Here is a 19,321-nt window from a genome sequence, read left to right as displayed (position 1 = left end):
ACCGGGAGGTCGGCCACCAGCAGCACCCGGCGGCCGACCGAGACGGTGTCGATGACCTGGCGGCCCAACATCGCGGCCGCGAACGCGGGCGCGGCGAGGTAGGACACGCTGCGCGACTGATGCATGCCGAAGGTTCGCTGAACCCGCTCGGCGAAGCCGTGGTCGAAGAGCCGGAGCACCACCCGCAGGGGCTCGACCGCCGTGCCGGACGCGGTGGGGTGCGCCCGGTGCGCCGAGCGCCCGGTCAGGGCGGTCTCCAGGTTCGTGACGTCGTCGGAGGTGAGCACCACCAACGCCCGGCAGGTCTGCACCGAGGCGGCCCGCAGCGTCTCGGGGCGGGTCGCGTCCCCGATGATCACGGGCAGGCCCAGCCCGCGGGCGACCGCCACGCCCCGGGCCGACTCCGCCCGGTCGACCGCGACCACCTCGATGCCGAGCGAGTGCAACTCCTCGATCACCCGGGTGCCGATGTTGCCCAGGCCCACCACGACCACGTGGTCGTCGACCGGGTCGGTGAGCCCGCCGGACGCCACCGCCTGCCGGGCGTGCGCCAACGAGTCGACCAGCAGGGCGGTGATCGTGGGCAGCAGGGCGACACCGGCGATCGCCAGCACCACCACGGTCGCCTTCTCGATCGGTCCCGCGGCCGGGTCGGCGTCGGCGCTGCCCATCGCGGTGAGCACAGTCAGGTAGCCGGCCTCGGCCAGGTTCAGCTTGCGGGCATGCGCGAGAAGGACGCTGCCGGCGACGAAGAGCGCGAACACCGCGGCCAGCGCCAGCCGCAGGTTGCGGCCGAAGACCAGCGCGGCGGTCCGCAGCAGGCGCGGGCGCCGGCGTGGCGGTTCCGGCCGGTGCCGGCCGTACATGCGGACCAGGACCAGGTCGGCGGCCTGCTGGTCGGCCGGGAGAGTGACCGGCTCCGGACCGGTCGTGTCGGCCAGGCCGCACACGACGTCGGCGGCCGGGTCGAGGGTGGCCCGGTTCGCGGTACGCACCAGCTCGTCGTCGCGCAGCCGCAGGTAGGTCGGGGCGTCCTCGCCGAGGGTGGCGGCGACGAACGCCGGCGCGGCGATCTCCGACCCGGACAGCACCGCGCAGTCCCCGAGCATGCTGGCCACGCCCTCGCCGAGCACCGGGTTGAAGAGCCGGACGACGAGCCGGACATCCGGGGCCGCCTCCCGCACGATCATCGCGTTGTCCACGTTGGTCACGTCGTCGTCACCGACCAGCGCCACGGCGGCGGCGTCACGGACCCTGGCGCGCTCCAGCACCTCGGCGGTCAGGCGGCGGGCGACGACGAGGGTCGGACGCGGTCCCGTCGCGCCCGTCTCCGGCCCGAACTCGGCGATGTCCGGCGCGTGGTTGTCGGTCAACGACGGCAGGACCACCGTGACGGCGCCGCCGTAGCGGTCCATCAACTCGGTGACCAACCGGCGGGCCAGAGCGCCGTTCCCGCAGACCACGAACCGTTGTCCCAGCGGCTCCGGATCGGACCCCTGCCTGGTGTCATCGGGCACACCCGCATGGTAGCCAGCGGCCGCCCGCGCTCGTCGGCCCTCCGATCGCAGCGACGCCGACGCCCTGACCCTGGCGGTCAGGGCGTCGGCGCGTCCGGTTCCCGGTCCGATGTGGGGTCAGAAGTTCGGCCAGCTCCAGCCGAGGTAGTTGGCGTAGTAGGGCAGCCGCGCCGAACCGATCCGCCCGTTCACGCTGGTCGCCACGAAGGTGCCGTCGCCACGGGAGATGCCCACGTGCCCGTAGGGGGCGCTGATGTTCCAGAAGACCAGGGCGCCGCGGGGCGCGTTCAGGTCACCGCGGTGGGCGGTGCCCCGGGCGACCGCGTCGTTCCAGTCCGCCATCGCGGAGGCGTAGACCCCGGTCCGGCCGTACGCGTTCTCGGCCGCCATCTCGCAGTAGCCCTCGTACGCGGTGGAGCCGAGCCGAGCCTCGTACCAGGCGACCGCGCTGTCGGCACGGGTGTTGGAGCAGTTCGGCGCGACCTGGCCGTTGCTGCCGGTGTAGACGAAGCCGTCGGAGACGTAGCCTCCGCTGGCCAGGCGGTCCCAGATGTTCGTGGCGCCCCAGTTGCCGTTGACCCAGTCGCCGGTCGTCTGGCAGGCGATGTTGACCGAGGCGCCGTTGGCGACGCTGCCCACCACCGAGTAGCCGGTGCCCGGACCGGAGCGGACGTTGAGCCCGCCGGCCGCCTGGACGGTGCCGGTGGCGGCGAGAGCCGGTGCCGCCAGGCCCAACGTGGTGGCGGTGGTGACGAGCAGCGCCAGCGCGGTGCGGGCGAGCCAACGCCTGGTCCCCGTCCGCCTCTCGAGCAGTGTCATGTCCAATCTCCGATCTATAGATTCCGATATGACGCGCCTGTCCCGCCGAGAATCGGGGACGGGTGGCCGGTTGGCGAGGTAGGCAACGTGCGGGGAGGCACTCACATGCGGGCGGCACAGGCGCGTGAAGTGATCGGGTCGCGGATGCGCGAGGTACGTGAGGCGGCGGAGACCTCGCTGACCCGGGCCGCGGCCCTGTCCGGGTGGGGGAAGGGGCACCTGTCCCGAGTGGAGCGAGGGCTGACCAAGCCCAGCCGCGGTCTGGTGGAGTGGTACGACACGGCGTTCGGGGCGGGGCAGGCCCTGCTCGGGCAGTTCCTGGACCTGGAGGCGGCGGTCCGGGTCGGCCGGGAGATGTCGTTGCGGGACGCCCGGCTGCACCGGACGACCGGAGCCGCCCGGTTTCCGGTGGCGGCCGGCGGTACGGTGCCGGTCGACCACGATCCGGCCGACTGTTGTCTGCTGATGGACGAGGATCCACCGGACGGCACGCTGGTGCCGTGCGGCCAGGCGTTCGACAAGACCTGGACGGTGCGTAACGCCGGTCCGGTGCCCTGGCGCGGCCGGTGGCTGACCCGGCAGGGCACGCCGGGGGTGGCCGGTTGGCTCCAGTCGCCGATCCGGGTGCAGCTCGGCGAGGTGGAACCGGGTGCCGACGAGGTGATCCGGATCCGGCTACGCGCGCCGCGGGTCGAGGCGGCCTGCACGGCGTACTTCAAGATCACCGATGCGACGGGGCGGCTCTACTTTCCCGGATCCCAGTCGCGGCCGCTGCACTGCACCATCAACGCCGTCGAATGGGACGTGCGTCGGGGCGGCCCCGGGTGAGCTTGATCGTCAAGCGTGGCGATCAGGCCCGCCCGCACCCGGCACCGACCGGAGCGGTCACGAGGCCGGCGCCTGCCAACGGTACGTCCAGGGCGGCCCGGAACCGGTGACGGGTTGCCGCACGTAGAGGCCGTCACCCTCGATGTCGATCTCGCCGGGGTGCAGCTCCGCGGGCGGGTTCCCGTGGTCGTCGAGTTCCACGGTGGCGGTGCGTCCGTCGGCCGGTCCGCCCACGATCGGGACGTCAGCAACATCTGGCATTGCTGCAGCGGATCACGGCCGGCGGGCTCGGCGCGCCGGAAACGGCGATGTTCAAGTCCTCGGTTCGCTCGCCGGGAACTCGACCGGTCCCGTATCCGACCAACAGGGGCGGGCGGCTGTGGGCCGTCTCGTGCGGATCGCCGGCCGGCGGGCGCGGAACTGAGGATCGAGGAGTCTCTACTGATGCGTGCACGAACGGTGGCCAGGTTCCTGGCCGCGAGCGTGGTCGGAGCGGTTGCCGCGGCGACCGTCGGTGTCGGTGTGGCGGCCGCGCACGTGACCGTCAATCCGCGTGAGGCGACCCAGGGCGGCTATGCCAAGCTCGCCTTCCGGGTGCCGAACGAGCGGGACGACGCCGGCACGACCAAGCTGGAGGTCGCCCTGCCGGCCGACACGCCGGTGGCCTCGGTGTCGGTCCGGCCGATGGCCGGGTGGACCGTGCAGGTCGACAAGACCAAGCTCGCCACCCCGATCGAGATGCACGGCAGTCAGGTGACCGAGGCGCCGTCGAAGATCACCTGGACGGCCGACGGTACGGCGAACGCGATCAAGCCGGGTCAGTTCCAGGAGTTCGAGATCTCGGTCGGTCCGCTGCCCGAGGCCGACACGATGATCTTCAAGGCGCTGCAGACCTACTCCAGCGGCGAGATCGTCCGCTGGATCGACGAGCCCAGCACCGACGGCTCCGAGGCCGAGCACCCGGCCCCGGTGCTCAAGCTCGCCAAGGCTCCCACCACGGACGTCGCCGCCACCCCGACCGGCTCGGACAACGCCGCGAAGGCCGACACCAGCGACGGCGCGGACGGTCGGGCCGGATGGGCCCTCGCCCTCGGCATCGCCGGACTGGTCGCCGGCCTCGCCGGGCTGGCCTTCGGCCTGCTGGCCTGGCGACGCCGGACCGGGACCGGCACCGCGGCGGGCTGACCTCCGTACGGGGCGCCGACCAGGCCCCGGGCCATGAGGTATTGAAAAGTAGAAGATACGGACTGTGACGATGCGCGGCCCTGGCCGCGCGATCCAGACGGGTGCCAGATGGCGACGGCATCCAACTGGCGACAGGGGCGGGAGACTCCCCCAAGCCCTCGTGGCATCTCCCGCCCCTGTCGCCAACCATCAACCACGCCGAGACCGCGTGCGGATGGCGCCCCGGTCAGCGGGACGCGCGTTTCGGCAGTAGCAACTCTTCGTGATCGAGCTCGCGTTCCAGGATGCGGAGCCCTTCGTCGGGCAGCCGGCCGGCGTCGCGCCAGCGCAGGAGTTCCTCCCGCTGGGCGTCGATCGCGGCCCGGCGGATGCGCAGCGCCGCCTCGTACTCCGGTGACGTGGGCGCCTCCGACGACTCGACGCTCTGGAGCAGGTCGAGCCGGCCACGATAGCGGGCCAGACGGGTCTGCAACTGGTTGCGGCTGGTATTGACCGCCTCGATGCTGTCCGGCTCCTCCACGGCGACCTCGTCGAGGCGGGCCAGCGCCGCCTCGACGGCCGCCGAGCGGGCCTCGTTGCGTACCCGGGCCTGGTCGTTGTCGTTGGCGCGCAGGCCCATCGCCCGGACGAGCGGCGCGAACGTCAGGCCCTGCCCGACGAGGGTCACCAGAACGACCACGAACGTGCAGAACAGCAGCAGGTTGCGGTCGGGGAAGGGGGCGCCGCTGTCGGTGGTCAGCGGCAGGGTGAAGATCGCGGCCAGACTGATGACGCCCCGGGTTCCCGACCAGCTCAGCGCCACGACCTCGCGGCGGGTCAGCCGACGGGCATTGCGTTCCGCCCGCCTGGCCTCCCGCGTGCTGCCGACCTCGTCGGGCTCGTCGTCGTCGGAGGTGCCGCCCAGCCGGGTGTGCAGCGAGCGGGGGAGCACCTGGGTCAGCACCAGCCAGGCGGGGCGCAGGAGCAGCACCACGCCGACCGACACGGCGACCGCGGCGACGACGGTGGAGGTCTCGTACTCGTGCAGACCCCGCACCACCGTGGGTAGCTGCTGGCCGATCAGCAGGAAGACGAAGCCCTCGAGGAGGAAGTCGACCAGCCGCCACACCGCGCTGGTCTGCAGCCGGCTGGCCCCGGAGGTGAGCCGGGGCGTGTGGTGGCCGACGATGAGTCCGGCGATCACCACGGCGAGCACGCCGGAGACGTGCAGTTCCTCGCCCAACAGGTAGGCCACGAACGGCGTCGCGAGCGAGATGGCGTTGGACAGCAGCGGATCCACGGTGAGCGGCCGGGCCAGGCGTACCGCCCAGGCGACGACCGCGCCCACCGCGACACCGCCGGCCGCCGCCAGCGCGAACTGGCCGACCGCGGACGGGAACGAGAATCCGCTGCCCACGGCGGCGACGACGGCGACCTTGAGGATGGTCAGCGCGGTGGCATCGTTCAGCAGCCCCTCGCCCTGGATGATCGTGACCAGCTTCGGCGGAAGGTTGACCCGTCGACCCACGGCGAGCGCGGCCACCGGGTCGGGCGGCGCGACCGCGGCGCCGATCGCGATCCCCGCGGCCAGCGTCGCCCCGGCGACGAACAGGTGGAAACCGATTCCCACCAGCACGGCGGTGAGCAGCACCAGCACCACCGAGAGGCTGACCACGATGCGCAGGTTCCGGCGGATGCCCAGCAGCGACGAGTCCAGCGCCGCGCTGTAGAGCAGCGGAGGCAGCACGACCGTCAGCACGAGGCCGGGATCAAGACTGATGTTGCGGCCCGGGAGCAGCGCGTACGCGATACCGATCAGCGGCAGCAGCGCCGCGGCCGGCAGGCCGGTGTGTGAGGCCACCCACCGTACGACGACGATGACCGCGACGGCGGCGAGTACGAACAACAACATCGTCTGGTGGCTCACCCGGTTGCTTCTCCCTCTCCGGCGGATATTCCCAGTTGACGGCGCTGCTCCGGCCCGCCAGGATCGTCCGGCCGGAGCCGGCAGGTGACGGCATCGGCGGCGCATCCGCGCTGGCCGCGCAGCATGCAGCCGTCCGGAGCGTACCCGCTGGAGTCGACGGCGCCGGTCGTGACGTTTTCATCGGTACGTCACCGGCCGGTCACTGTCCCGGCCCCCGGTTCCGGGACAGTGGCCGTCCGACGCCCGGCCCGGACACCGGCGTCGCCGCATCGTCCCGTCGCACCCCAAAGGCAGCACGCCCGTGTCCCACCCCGTCACCGACCCCGTCGCCGGCCCGCTCGCCGAGATCGTCGCCGACGTCCTCCCCGCCGACGTGCCCGAGGCCGTCCTCGGCGAGGTCATCGCCGAACTGCTGCCCGATGAGGGATCGCAGGTGCTCACCGACGATCCGGCGGAGACCGCCGCCGCGATCACCGAGCTGGTCGAGGCCGCGACCCGGCAGGTGTTCGCACCCGACCCGCTGGCCGATCCGGTCGTGGCCTTCACCTGCCCGGCGCCGGCACCGGAGCCGGCCGACCCGGCCGCGGCGGCCGCCGTCCGTGCCGGCGTCGACATCCGCCCGGTCGACACGCACGTCGACGTCGCCGCCGCGGTCAGCGTCCTCGACGGGGTCTTCGCCCCGGGCGCGGGACACCACTTCTATCCGCCGAGCCTGCTGCGCAACCTGCTCGCCGCCGGCTCGCCGGTCCTGCTGGCCTGGGACGGTGAGGTGCCCGTCGGCGTGCTGCTCGCGCTGCCGGGGTGGACCGCCAACGGGCAGCCACTGGTGCAGTCCGGCCCGATGGCGGTGTTGCCGGCCGCCCGCGGCCGAGGCGTGTCGACCGCGCTGAAGCTCGCCCAGCGGGCCTGGGCCCACGAGCGGGGCGTCACCGAGATCCGCTGGACGTTCGACGCGATGGCCGCGGTCAACGCCAACCTCAACCTGCGCCGGCTCGGCGCGGCCGTGGAGGCGTTCCTGCCTGGCTACGAAGGTCTCCGCGACGCCGACAGCCCCACCCCACTGCCGTACAACCGGTTGCTCGTGGCCTGGCACCTCACCGGCGAGCCGACCGTGCCCACCGGCTGCGCCGCCGAGCCGGTGTGGGCGGTCGCCGCCGCCGACGGGCTGCCGGTGCTCGACCCGGCCTGGGCCGTCGCGCCCGCCGCGCTGGTCGCGGTGCCGGCCGACATCTCCGCGCTGCGCCGGGACGACCCGGCCGCGGCCAGCGCCTGGCAGCACGCCGTCGGCGGCGTGCTGCAGGAGGCGCTGGCGGCCGGCTGGCGGGTCGGCTGGGATCCGCGCGGCGCCTACCTGATCACCGCTCCCACCCGCTGACCGCCGGCAGCGGCCCCTGTCGAGGACGGCCGCAGCCGGTCGCTTCCGTAACGGCGATGCCCCGTCACCGTTGCGACGTTGGATGGCCTGAACCCTGCCTAAGTTTCGTCAGGTGTCTGGTGCTCCCGCTCCGGGCGGGCAGCTACGGTCGACGGGCCGATACAGAGAGATCGGTGAATGAAGGCCGCCGGGTCGCAAGCGCCGACCGTGGCGAGCGGTCCGCCGCCGGTCGACGCCAGCAGACGACAGAGAGGGACTCACAATGGTGCGACGAAGGGTGCGCCCGGGAGCCATCGCCGTGTCCGGTGCGGTGGCACTGGCTCTTTCCCTGGGTTTCGCCAGTCCGGCGGTTGCCGGTCCCGACGAGGTCGGACCGGTCTTCGTGGACGGGCAGGCGCAGATCGTTCCCGAGTTCGCGAACTCCAGCGGCTGGATCCGGCAGCAGCTGTGGGTGGAGACCGAGTTCGACTCCGACGGCGACGGCCGGCTCGACCGCATGCACGTGGACGTCACCAGGCCGGGGCAGACCGCACAGGGCCTGAAGGTGCCGGTGGTCTACGAGACCAGCCCCTACTACGCCGGCACGGCCTCCAGCCAGGCCCAGTACTTCTGGGACGTACGACACGAACTCGGCGCGCAGCCGCCGGCCCGGATCTCGCCGCCACCGATCGCCCACCAACCGAACCGGACGTCGGTGTCCACGAGCGAGGTCAGCACCTGGGTGCCGCGCGGCTTCGCCGTGGTGCATTCCGACTCCCCGGGTACCGGGCTGTCGCAGGGCTGCCCGACCGTCGGGGGGTCCAACGAGTCGCTGGCGCCGAAGGCGGTGATCGACTGGCTGAACGGCCGGGCGAAGGGCTACACCAGCGTCGACGGGGGACAGGAGGTCTCGGCGACGGGCTGGGCGACCGGCAAGGTCGGCATGACCGGTACGTCGTACAACGGCACCCTGCCGCTCGCCGCCGCGACCACCGGTGTCGACGGCCTCGAGGCGATCATCCCGATCGCGCCGAACACGTCCTACTACCACTACTACCGCTCCAACGGCCTCGTCCGGAATCCCGGTGGTTGGGCCGGCGAGGACATCGACTACCTGTTCGACTACATCAACAGCGGCTACCCCGAGCGCCGGGCGTACTGCATCGAGACGGTCCGGGTCGGCGAGATGAACCGGTTCCAGGACCGGGTGACCGGCGACTACAACGACTTCTGGGCCGGTCGGGACTATCTCCACGTCGTCGGGAACGTCAAGGCCGCCACCCTGATGGCGCACGCGTTCAACGACTGGAACGTGGTGCCGGAGCACAGCGTGCGCATCCTTGAGGCGCTGAAGGCGCAGGGCACGCCGGTGCAGGCGTACTACCACCAGGGTGGACACGGGGGAGCCCCGCCGCTGGACATGCGCAACCGGTGGTTCACCCGCTACCTGTACGGCGTGCAGAACGGCGTCGAGAACGACCCGCGGGCCTGGGTGGTGCGTAACGAGATCGGCGCCAGCCAGCTCACCCCGTACGCGGACTACCCCAACCCGGCCGCGTCGCCGGTCACCATGGTGCTGAAGCCCGGTGGCAACACCACCGGCGAACTGACCTCGTTGGCGCGGCCCGGCACCGGCGTCGAGTCCCTGGTCGACGCCGGCAACACCGCCTGCAACGCCGGCACCCTGGCCACCACCGTGTCCGACCAGCGACTGCTCTACGTGACGCCGGAACTCACCGCGCCGGTGCACATCTCCGGTACCGCGACGGTGACGCTGCGGATGAGCGCGAGCAAGCCGGCGGCGAACCTCTCGGTGGCCCTGGTACGGCTGCCGTGGACCGGTGCGTCGGGCTGTACGTCGAGCACGCAGAGCAGCACGACGAGCATCATCACCCGTGGCTGGGCCGACCCGCAGAACCGCCACTCGCTCACCCGGAGCGAGCCGCTGGTGCCCGGGGAGTTCGTCGAGGTGACCGTGCCGCTGCAGCCGGACGACCAGGTCATTCCCGCGGGCTACCGGATCGGCCTGATGGTCTTCTCCACCGACCGCGAGTTCACCCTGCAGCCCGCCCCGGGCACGGTGCTCAACGTCGACCTGGCCGCGACGGCCCTGCGGCTGCCCGTGGTCGGCGGGCCGCTGGCGATGCCGATCTGCGCGACCACCGACGCCCGGGCGACGGTGCTGGTCGGCGGCGTCGACAGCGGTGTGCCCAACCACCCGCTGGCCGGCAACTGCACGATCAACGACCACATCCTCGACGGGGAGCGGTGGTCCAACCACGGGCAGTTCGTGACGCACGTCAACACGGTGGTGGACCAGCTGGTCGCGGCCGGGGTGCTCACGTCGGACCAGCGTGGACCGGTGGTGTCGGCCGCCGCCAGGTCGCGCGTCGGCAAGTGACGAACCAGTACGGGAGCTTCCGTGGGTGCCGCGCGCCGCGACGTCGGACGGCGGCGCCCACGGAAGCCGAAGGACGAAGGTGAGGTGGACAGCCAGTGAGACTCAAACTCGCGGCCCTCGCGGCGCTCGCCCTGGTGGCCGGACTGCTGACCGGCGCCGGCCCGGCGAGCGGCGCTCCGGCGGACGGCCCGCCGATGCCGCTGCCCGACCCGAAGGTGCATCCGATCCAGATCACCGGGCCGGCGGCGGAACGGCTCAATCTGATCATTCTCGGTGACGGCTACCAGTGGGACCAGCAGAAGCTCTTCCTGTCGGACGTGGACCGCAACCTGGCCGTCATGTGGGCCACGGAACCGTTCCGGACCTACCGCGACTACATCAACGTGTACGCGGTGGAGATCGCCTCGATCGACTACGGCGCCCGGTGCGACCCGGACGGCCGGGTACGCAACCCCGACGGCACGATCCGGGACACCGGCCAGCGTGAAGGGCCGATCAACGCCAAGAACACCGCCCTGCGCATGATCTTCCAGAACGGGTGCAGCGATCCGCTGTCGCGCGGCACCGTCTACGGCGGTGCCCCGGAGGACTGCGCGAGCTACGCCGCGTACTACCCGGCCGGGGTCAACCCCTGCGAGACCGGCAGCCAGGCGCACAACCGGATCATCGACAACTACGTGGCGCCGGTGCTGGGCATCCCCCGTACCGCGCAGAACGTGCAGACCCTGGCGATCTTCAACACGTTCACGTACGGCGGGATCGGCGGCAGCCAGGCGACGACCTCGGGTGGCTCCCCGCAGGGCCCGCTGATCTCGCTGCACGAGATCGGCCACTCGCTCGGCACGCTGGTCGACGAGTACCCGTACTCCTCCCGTGACGTGGTGCGGCCCTGCTACACCGGCGGCGAGCCCAGCAGCTTCCACCACACCATCTACAGCGATGCGCAGAAGATGGTCGAGGACCAGAAGAAGTGGTGGCGCTGGGTCGGCGAGGAGAGCCTGTCCGGCGGCACGATCGGGGTGCACGAGGGCGGCGGCACGTACCCGTGCGGCCAGCGCCGGCCAAGTGAGCACTCGATGATGCGCTGGATCGGGTACGACTTCGACCAGATCGGCCTTGAGCACATGGTCGCCCGGGTGACCGGGATGCGTAACTCCGGGCAGTTGAACGTGCGGAACACCCCGCCGGGCACCGTGGCGTCCGACAGCGTGCTGTGGATCGAGACCGGCCAGCCGCGTTACCACGAGATGCAGGTCACCTGGCGGGTCGGTGGCCCGAACGGCACCGTGCTCGACACCCACAACAGCGGCGACCTCGACCTCGGCGAGCTGAACCTGCCCGCCGGGACCGTGGTGCACGTCGAGGTGCGTGACCCGGTGGGGCCGGACGGCATCGACTGGGTCCGCAACCCGTCGACCGGGAACGCGGCCACGGACTCGGGCTACAACGGGCCGCGGTTCGTGCAGACCCGGCAGTGGACGGTGGGCGACACCAAGGCGACGCCGTCGTCGCCGGCTGCGTCCATCGCCGGCTCCACGCCGAACACCCAGCCGGTCGCCGGCGACGAGGTGGTCTACGTGCGCACCAACCACCCGAACGACCGGATCCTCGGTGTCGCGTGGTCGCTCGACGGCAAGACGCTGGCGAACCCGCACAACAGCCGCGCCCTCGACCTCGGCACGCTGAAGCTGGCGCCGGGCACCCACAAGCTGGCCGCCACGGTGACCGACCCGGCCGATCCGGGTGGCGTGTCCGACCGGATCGAATGGACCGTCGACAACGCGATGCCGACCGCGCCGCGTACCCTGTCGGCGCCGCTGACCCGGCTCGCGGACAGCATGGAGCACCCGGTCTACTTCGACGGCTGGGACATGTGGCTGGACCCGCAGGACGACCACACCGGCTACGACGAGGACCGGTACGTCGTCGGCCAGCTCCGGCTGGACGAGGACGGCTGGTTCAACTACTTCGGGTTCCCGGAGCAGCCGATGCCCGAGACGCCGTTCCAGTTCCGCCACTCGGGCACGAACATCAAGGCCCTGACGTACGGCAACCTCGGTACCGGCGGGCTGTCGAAGGCGGCGTTCGAGCAGACCCTGCCCGACGACCACCCGGGCGGCGGGTTCGTGCCGGGCTTCGGCACGCACCTGGTCGAGCACCGGGCGATCGACGCGGCCGGCAACATCGGCGAGCCGAGCGCCTACCGGGCCACCGTGCTGCCGGGCTCGTCGCCCGACTGCACGAGGACGCTGACCGGCCGGCAGTCTCGGGTCGTGGCCGGCGAGGGCGTGACCTGCCTCAAGGGCGCTCAGGTGGACGGTGGGGTGTCGGTGCGTCCGGGCGCTTCGCTGGTGGTCAGCGACAGCTCGATCAACGGCGGGTTGGCGGCGGCCGGCGCCCGGTCGGTGCAGCTGTTCGGCAGCACCGTGAACGGCAACTCACGGGTCACCGGAACCACCCGGGACGTGACGATCGCCGGCAGCACCTTCAACGGCGCGCTCACCGTCTCGGACAACGTCCAGGTGACCGCCAACGAGCGGTTCAGCCGGCTGGCCGGCGACTACGGGCCGATCCTGGTCGGCAGCCGGGTCAACGGGTCGCTGAGCTGCATCGGCAACAGCGCCACGGTCAAGGACTTCGGCGCGCCGAACACGGTGAACGGCGCCAAGGGCGGTGACTGCGCGGCCCTGTGACGCACGGCAACGGGAGCACGTGGTGGGCCGGCAATCGCCGGCCCACCACTCGTTGGCGCAGAGTGTCGCACCGGACGGCTATCCGCCGGTGCCGCCAGGATCGCCGTCGTCCGGCGACAGCGCCAGCTGGCCCAGGGTCGTGGGCGCGGCGATCGGCCGTTGGGCGAAGGCGCGCAGATCCTCCGGCGCCGGGGGCCGCCGCAGGTGGCGGGTGGTCAGGCAGACCGTGGCGAAGCCGCACACCCGCCCCTGGCACCAGCCCATGCCCGGGCGGGCGAGCAGTTTGACGGTGCGCGGATCGGTGGCGCCGAGATCGTCGACGGCCTGGCGGACCGACCCGACGGTCACCTCCTCACACCGGCACAGCAGGGTGTCGTCGGTCAGACCGTCGAGCGCACCGGACGGTACGGGGTAGACACGGTGCATCACCTCGGCGAACCGGCGGAGGGCGGCCCGCCGCCGAGACAGCCGGGCGAGCGCGGCCGGGTCGGGCCGGACGCCGAGGGAACCGGCCGCCGCCCGGCCCGCGACCTCACCCTCGACCGACGCGAGGTCGGCGCCGCCGACGCCGGTGGACTCGCCGGCGGCCCAGACCCCGTCGACGGTGGTCCGTTGGCGGTCGTCGACGGTCACCACCAGGCTCGCGTCCACGTCCATCCGGGTGGCGCAGCCGACCTGCAGGTGCAGGTCGAGTTGTGGGGTGAAGCCCCACCCGACGGCGAGCAGGTCGCACTCGACGGTCCGCTCGGTGCGCGCCTCGGGCCGTCCGTCCCGGCCGAGTCGGGCGATCACCACCCCGGTCAACCGGTCGGTCCCGACGGCCCGCGTGACGATGTGCCGGTGCCGTACCGCGACCCGGTGCCGGGCGAGCTGGGCGGCGTACGCCGTCGCCTCGCCCACCTTGCTCGCGACGCCGAGCAGCGCGCGGGGCGAGCGGGCGAAGCCGAGCGGGGTGTTGGCCTCGACGACGGCCCGGACCCGGGTGCCGTGACGAGCGAGGCCCACGGCCACCGGCAGCAGGAAGGGGCCGGTGCCCGCGACCACGGCGGTCGTCCCGGCGACGACGAGGTGGCCCTTCAGCAGCGCCTGCGCCCCGCCGGCGGTCATGACCCCGGGCAGGTCCCAGCCGGGAAAGGGGAGCTGCCGGTCGTACGCGCCGGTGGCGAGGATCAGCCGGCGGGCGCGGATGGTGACCGGCGGTCGGCCGGCATGCTGCCGGGGCTCCGGGCCCACCAGGCAATGGATCGCCCACCGGTCGTCGACGCGTTCGACGGACCAGACGTGGTGCTCGGCGAAGCGCTGGAGCTTGCGCTGGTCGGCGAGCCGGTCCAGCCGGGCCGTGGTGTCGGTGAAGCGGCGCCAGGAGTGGTGCAGCGTGCTTGGCGTGAATCGGCCGGCACCGGGGGCAGGGGAACGCCAGTACTGCCCGCCGGCGCGGGTTCCGGCGTCGATGAGCGCCACGACCACCCCGGCCTCGGCCGCGGCCAGCGCCGCCGCGAGGCCGGCCGGCCCGGCTCCGACGACGGCCACGTCGACGCTGGGGACGCTCATCGCCCGGTCCCGGACTGGCTGCGTACGTCGTCGCCGGGGCGGGCGGGCGCGAGGCAGGCCCGCACCGACGGTTGCCCGTTGACGGTGACCAGGCAGTCGAAGCAGATGCCGATGCCGCAGAAGAGGCCACGCGGGCGCTGCCCGTGCCGGGTGGTCCGCCAGGACCGGACACCGGCGGCGGTGAGGGCGGCACCGACCGTCCAGCCGTCGCGGCAGGCGATCGGTGCGCCGTCGAACGTGATGTCGAACGGCTCGGGGCTGGTCATGCGGAGGCCTCCGGGAAGCGGTCGGGCCGGAACGGGTGCAGGTCGATGTCGGGCCGGTCGCCGGTCAGGACCTGGGCGACGAGTCGGCCCGTACCCATGGAGAGGCCGATGCCGGCCCCCTCGTGGCCGCAGGCGTGGAGGAGGCCGGGGGCGCGCGGGTCCGGCCCGATCACCGGGAGGTGGTCGGGGCAGTACGGGCGGAACCCGCGGTAGGCGCGGATCGCCGAGACGCCGGCGAGTTCGGGGAACAGCCGCACGGCTCCGCGGGCGAGCGCCCGGAGCGCGGGTAGCGAGATCACGCGGTCGAAACCGACCCGCTCGCGACTGGCGCCGACGAGCACGGTGCCGGCGCGGGTCCCTTCGACGACGGTCGAGGTCTGCAGGGCGGCGGAGTCGCTGGCGACGTCGGCGACGTAGTCGGCGAGGTAGACCTTGTGCCGGATGATCGGCGGCAGTGGCTCGGTGACCAGGATGAAGCCACGGCGGGGGGCCACCGGCACCCGTACGGCGGCGAGGGCGGCGAGTTCACCGGCCCAGGTGCCGGCGGCGTTGAGGACGGCGCCGCTGGAGATGTCACCCTGTGGCGTGCGTACGCCCACCACCCGGTCGCCGTCGCGCAGGTATCCGGTCACCGGTTGGTGCGGCAGCACGGTCGTGCCCCGTTGCCGGGCGAGCCGGAGCAGGTGCGCCGCGGCGAGCATCGGTTGCACCTGCATGTCCTGCGGGTACAGGTAGCCGCCGGCCAGGTCTCCGGCCAGGTGTGGTTCCTGTTCGCGCAGTTCGTGCGCGGATACGGCGAGCGCCTCGACGCCGAGCGCCTGTTGCTTTCCGGCGAGGCGCCGCATGGCGTCCAGGGGTGCCTGGCCGGTTGCCACGACGAGGCCGCCCTTGGTCTCGAGCTCCACCGCGCCGCCGAACGTCGTGCCGCCGAGCGGCAGGTCGGCCAGGGCCTGCCACTGCTGGTTCGACAGCAGCGCGAGGTCGAGTTCGGGGCCGAGTTCCTTGTCGGAGACCAGGATGTTCCCCTCGCCGGCTCCGGTAGTTCCACCGGCGATCGGCCCTCGATCGATGACGGTGACCGAAAGGCCGGCTAGCGTGGCGTGGTAGGCGCAGGCGGCGCCCACGATTCCGGCTCCGACGACGACGAGGTCGGGGCTGGTCGGGCCGGCGGTGCGGCGCTCGTGCCCGGTCACGGCGCGGCCGCCGGCGCTCGACTGACGCGGTGGCGCGCAGCCACGCCGGCAGGCGCGGGAGGGTCGTCGGGCATGTGCACCTCGAGGCGGCGTCGCGGCTGGAGTCATTTTCCAAAGCTATTGTAGTGTGACATTGTACGTCCTCGCTGCCGTGCGGGTCGCCCCGCGACAACGGCAGCCAGTCGTTCAGCTTCGGTTCGGGACACATGCGGCCAGAGGACAGGGAGTACCGGATGCAAACGCGTTTGAAGCCATGGCACGGAGTGCTGGTCGCCACGGCGCTGCCCTTCGACGACGGGCTGGAGGTCGACCTCGATCGCTTCGCTGAGCACGTCCGGTGGTTGGCTGCGGAGGGCTGCGACGGCGTGACCCCGAACGGGTCGCTGGGGGAGTACCAGACGCTGACCGAGCGGGAGCGGCGTGCCGTGGTGCGTACCGCGGTCGAGGCCGCCCCGGACGGCTTCACCGTGCTGCCCGGCATCGCCGCGTACGGCGCGTTGGAGGCGCGGAGGTGGGCCGAGGACGCCGCCGAGGCCGGCTGCGCGGCGGTCATGCTGCTGCCGCCGAACGCCTACCGGGCCGACGAGCGGGCCGTTGTCGAGCACTACCGCGAGGTCGCGAAGGTCGGGATACCCGTGGTGGCGTACAACAACCCGATCGACACCAAGGTGGACCTGACGCCGGCCCTGCTCGCCAGGCTAAGCGGCGAGGGACTGATCGTGGGCGTGAAGGAGTTCTCCGGCGACGTCCGCCGCAGCTACGAGATCGCCGAGGTGGCCCCCGACCTCGACGTGCTGGTCGGCGCCGACGACGTCGCGCTGGAGATGTGCCTCGCCGGGGCGCGGGGCTGGATCGCAGGCTACGTCAACGCGCTGCCGCGCGCGAGCGTGCAACTGTTCGACGCCGTCACCAGCGGCGACCTGGCCACCGCGCTGCCTCTCTACCGGACGCTGCACTCGCTGCTGCGCTGGGACTCGAAGACGGAGTTCGTCCAGGCGATCAAGCTCTCGATGGACATCGTCGGCCGCTACGGCGGACGGTGCCGGCCGCCCCGGTTCCCGCTCACCGACGAGCAGCAGCGAGCCGTGCGGGACGCCACCGAAAAGGCGCTCGCGGCCGGGTGCCGGTAGCGGAAGGGGCGGTGGACAGGTGCGTACCAACCGGGTCTTCCACGCGATCGACTCGCACACCGAGGGCATGCCGACCCGGGTGATCACCGGCGGTGTCGGCGTCATCCCCGGCGGCTCGATGGCCGAGCGTCGCCAGTACTTCCTCGACCATCTCGACCACATCCGTACGCTGCTGATGTACGAGCCCCGCGGGCACGCGGCCATGAGCGGGGCCATCCTGCAACCACCCACCCGGCCCGACGCCGACTGGGGTGTGCTGTACATCGAGGTCAGCGGCTGCCTGCCGATGTGCGGGCACGGCACCATCGGGGTGGCCACCGTGCTGGTGGAGACCGGCATGGTGCCCGTCACCGAGCCGGTGACCGAGATCCGGCTCGACACGCCCGCGGGCCTGGTGGTCGCCGAGGTCGCCGTACGCGACGGGCGCGCCGAATCGGTCACGTTGCGAAACGTCGCCGCGTACGTGCACGAACTGGACGCGACGGTCGACGTGCCGGGGCTCGGCGCGCTCACCCTCGATCTCGCCTTCGGCGGCAACTTCTACGCCATCCTCGGGCTCGACCAGCTCGGTATCGCGTTCGACCCGGCGGACGCCCGGGTCCGGCAGCGGATGCTCGACGCCGGACTGGCCATCATGGACGCGGTGACCGAGCAGCTCGACCCGGTGCATCCGGAGAACCCGGACATCGCCGGCTGCCGCCACGTCTATCTCGCGGCACCCGGTTCGGACGCCCGGCACTCCCGGCACGCGATGGCCATCCACCCGGGCTGGTTCGACCGGTCACCGTGCGGCACCGGCACCTCGGCCCGGATGGCCCAGTTGCACGCCCGGGGCGAACTGCCGTTGCACACCGACTTCGTCAACGAGTCGATCATCGGTAGCCGGTTCGTCGGCCGGTTGCTCGACTCCACCACCGTCGCCGGCCGGCCGGCGGTGCTCCCGATGTTCACCGGGCGCGCCTGGATCACCGGCACCGCGCAGTACTTCCTCGACCCTACCGACCCGTTTCCCGCCGGATTCCTGCTCTGACCACCCTCTCCCACCGGTATTGAATGTCTGGAGCCCACGGTGTCTGTCGTACAGTCCACATCTCCGCAGAACCCCGCCGATCTGGTCGTCACGGTGGCCGAGGCGACGGGGTCCGACGTCGACCAGGCCGTACGCCGGGCCCGCGAGGCGCAGCGTGCCTGGGCCGCCGCGCCCCCGGCCGAGCGGGCCGCCGCCCTGCACGGCGCGGGCGAGGCGGTGGCGGCGGCGACGGACGAGCTGGCCGCGCTGGTGGTGCGCGAGGTCGGTAAGCCGCGGGCCGAGGCGATCGGGGAGGTCGCCCGGTCCGTGGCCATCCTGCGCTACTACGCCCAGCAGGTGTTCGATCCGATCGGTGTCCTCCACGAGCCGAGCAGCGGCGGCCGTGGGCTGACCTACACCCGTCGCCGGGCACGCGGGATCGCGGCGCTGATCACGCCCTGGAACTTTCCCCTGGCGATCCCGTTGTGGAAGGCCGCGCCGGCGCTGGCCTTCGGCAACGCGGCCGTGATCAAACCGGCGCCGCAGGCGACGGCGTCCGCGCTGCGGCTGGCCGAACTGATCGGACCGCACCTCCCCGAAGGGCTGCTCGCCGTGCTGCCCGGCGACGCCGAGGCCGGTCAGGCGCTCGTCGCGGCCGGCGATGTCGTCTCCTTCACCGGATCCGCCGCGGTCGGCAGTCTCGTGGCGTCGGCGGCGGCGGGTCGGGGGGTCGCCACCCAGTGCGAGATGGGGGGCCAGAACCCGACCATCGTGCTGCCCGACGTGGACGTCGCCGCCGTGGCCCGGCAGGTCGCCTACGCCGCCTTCGGTTACGCGGGGCAGAAGTGCACCGCCACGAAGCGGGTGATCGTCGTCGGCGACCCGGCCGGTTTCACCGAGGCGTTGGTCGCCGCGACGGAGGAGCTTGGCTTCGGCGACCTGGCTGATCCCGCGACCGGCGTCGGCCCGGTCATCGACCAGGCCGCCCGGGACCGGGTGCTCGACGCCGCGGCGAGCGCCAGGGCCAGCGGTGGCCGGATCCTCACCGGTGGACACCCGGGACCCGACGCCGGCTGGTTCGTCGCACCGACCCTCGTCGACAACCTGCCGGCCGACCACCTGTTGCTGCGGGAGGAGGTGTTCGGCCCGATCTGCGCGGTGAGCCGGGCCGGGAGCATCGCCGAGGCCATCGACGCGGCGAACGACGTACGCTACGGCCTGAGCGCCTCGGTGTTCACCAACGACCTGGACACCGCACTGCGGTGCGCCGACGGGCTGGCGGCGGGGCAGATCAAGATCAATGCTCCGACCACGGGCGTGGACTTCTACCTGCCGTTCGGCGGGGAGCGCGACTCCAGCTTCGGCCAGCGCGAACAGGGCAAGGCCGCGCAGGAGTTCTACACTTCGCTGCACACGGTCACCACGGCGGTCGCGCCGACGTGAGCACGAGACGATCTGGGTGCCGTGGG

At 72.5% G+C, this 19,321-nt stretch carries 14 protein-coding genes and 1 pseudogene; 8 read left to right on the top strand and 7 right to left on the bottom strand.

All coding sequences use genetic code 11. The features are described from left to right. Positions 1-236: 236 nt before the first annotated feature. Positions 237-671 (bottom strand): annotated as a pseudogene (locus ACIRG9_RS16205) (NAD-binding protein); the annotation flags it as partial. A 963-nt stretch (positions 672-1,634) separates the two neighbouring features. Further along, positions 1,635-2,336 (bottom strand): SH3 domain-containing protein, encoded by a 702-nt coding sequence (locus tag ACIRG9_RS16200; protein ID WP_402855852.1) that lies wholly within the window; start codon positions 2,334-2,336, stop codon positions 1,635-1,637. A gap of 144 nt (positions 2,337-2,480) precedes the next feature. Here ACIRG9_RS16200 and ACIRG9_RS16195 point away from each other — a divergent pair, with 144 nt between their 5' ends. Continuing rightward, on the top strand, positions 2,481-3,164 hold the full coding sequence (locus ACIRG9_RS16195) for an NBR1-Ig-like domain-containing protein (RefSeq protein ID WP_402855849.1): 684 nt from the start codon (positions 2,481-2,483) through the stop codon (positions 3,162-3,164). A gap of 57 nt (positions 3,165-3,221) precedes the next feature. Here ACIRG9_RS16195 and ACIRG9_RS16190 read toward each other — a convergent pair whose 3' ends face one another. Continuing rightward, positions 3,222-3,425 (bottom strand): hypothetical protein, encoded by a 204-nt coding sequence (locus tag ACIRG9_RS16190; RefSeq protein WP_402855846.1) that lies wholly within the window; start codon positions 3,423-3,425, stop codon positions 3,222-3,224. Positions 3,426-3,608: 183 nt separating this feature from the next. Between ACIRG9_RS16190 and ACIRG9_RS16185 the strand changes: the two genes are divergently transcribed. Beyond that, the gene (locus ACIRG9_RS16185; RefSeq protein WP_402855843.1) at positions 3,609-4,349 is read left to right on the top strand and encodes a YcnI family protein; all 741 of its coding nucleotides are present in this window, start codon (positions 3,609-3,611) and stop codon (positions 4,347-4,349) included. A gap of 226 nt (positions 4,350-4,575) precedes the next feature. Here the strand turns inward: ACIRG9_RS16185 and ACIRG9_RS16180 are convergent, their stop codons facing one another. Next, positions 4,576-6,255 (bottom strand): Na+/H+ antiporter, encoded by a 1,680-nt coding sequence (locus tag ACIRG9_RS16180; protein WP_402855840.1) that lies wholly within the window; start codon positions 6,253-6,255, stop codon positions 4,576-4,578. 301 nt (positions 6,256-6,556) lie between these two features. Here ACIRG9_RS16180 and ACIRG9_RS16175 point away from each other — a divergent pair, with 301 nt between their 5' ends. From ACIRG9_RS16175 to ACIRG9_RS16165, 3 genes are all read left to right on the top strand, one after another. Next, the gene (locus ACIRG9_RS16175) at positions 6,557-7,630 is read left to right on the top strand and encodes a GNAT family N-acetyltransferase (protein WP_402855837.1); all 1,074 of its coding nucleotides are present in this window, start codon (positions 6,557-6,559) and stop codon (positions 7,628-7,630) included. A gap of 298 nt (positions 7,631-7,928) precedes the next feature. After that, positions 7,929-10,010, top strand: coding sequence for a Xaa-Pro dipeptidyl-peptidase (locus ACIRG9_RS16170; protein WP_402855834.1), 2,082 nt, complete (start codon positions 7,929-7,931; stop codon positions 10,008-10,010). Between the two features lie 95 nt (positions 10,011-10,105). After that, the gene (locus tag ACIRG9_RS16165; protein ID WP_402855831.1) at positions 10,106-12,703 is read left to right on the top strand and encodes a M64 family metallopeptidase; all 2,598 of its coding nucleotides are present in this window, start codon (positions 10,106-10,108) and stop codon (positions 12,701-12,703) included. Positions 12,704-12,781: 78 nt separating this feature from the next. Here the strand turns inward: ACIRG9_RS16165 and ACIRG9_RS16160 are convergent, their stop codons facing one another. Genes ACIRG9_RS16160 through ACIRG9_RS16150 form a run of 3 tightly spaced genes read right to left on the bottom strand, consistent with a single transcriptional unit; the run spans position 12,782 to position 15,713 of the window. After that, positions 12,782-14,254, bottom strand: a complete 1,473-nt coding sequence (locus tag ACIRG9_RS16160; protein ID WP_402855828.1) for an FAD-dependent oxidoreductase — start codon at positions 14,252-14,254, stop codon at positions 12,782-12,784. Then, positions 14,251-14,520 (bottom strand): (2Fe-2S)-binding protein, encoded by a 270-nt coding sequence (locus ACIRG9_RS16155; RefSeq protein ID WP_402855825.1) that lies wholly within the window; start codon positions 14,518-14,520, stop codon positions 14,251-14,253. The genes ACIRG9_RS16160 and ACIRG9_RS16155 overlap by 4 nt, the downstream gene beginning before the upstream one ends. Further along, entirely contained in the window at positions 14,517-15,713 is a 1,197-nt protein-coding gene (locus tag ACIRG9_RS16150) for an NAD(P)/FAD-dependent oxidoreductase (RefSeq protein ID WP_402855822.1), read from the bottom strand. The genes ACIRG9_RS16155 and ACIRG9_RS16150 overlap by 4 nt, the downstream gene beginning before the upstream one ends. 233 nt (positions 15,714-15,946) lie before the next feature. Between ACIRG9_RS16150 and ACIRG9_RS16145 the strand changes: the two genes are divergently transcribed. The 3 genes from ACIRG9_RS16145 to ACIRG9_RS16135 are packed head-to-tail and all read left to right on the top strand — an operon-like array spanning position 15,947 to position 19,295. Beyond that, positions 15,947-16,843: a dihydrodipicolinate synthase family protein gene (locus ACIRG9_RS16145; RefSeq protein ID WP_402855819.1), complete on the top strand. Its 897-nt coding sequence runs from the start codon at positions 15,947-15,949 to the stop codon at positions 16,841-16,843. Positions 16,844-16,862: 19 nt separating this feature from the next. Next, a complete protein-coding gene (locus ACIRG9_RS16140) occupies positions 16,863-17,873 on the top strand; it encodes a proline racemase family protein (RefSeq protein ID WP_402855816.1) in 1,011 nt (336 codons plus the stop codon). 39 nt (positions 17,874-17,912) lie between these two features. After that, a complete protein-coding gene (locus tag ACIRG9_RS16135; RefSeq protein ID WP_402855813.1) occupies positions 17,913-19,295 on the top strand; it encodes an aldehyde dehydrogenase family protein in 1,383 nt (460 codons plus the stop codon). The last annotated feature ends 26 nt before the right edge of the window (positions 19,296-19,321 follow it).

It is taken from the genome of Micromonospora sp. NPDC093277 (assembly GCF_044765245.1).
In the GTDB taxonomy this organism is placed as follows: domain Bacteria; phylum Actinomycetota; class Actinomycetes; order Mycobacteriales; family Micromonosporaceae; genus Micromonospora.
This window is presented reverse-complemented; position numbering and strand designations above follow the sequence as displayed.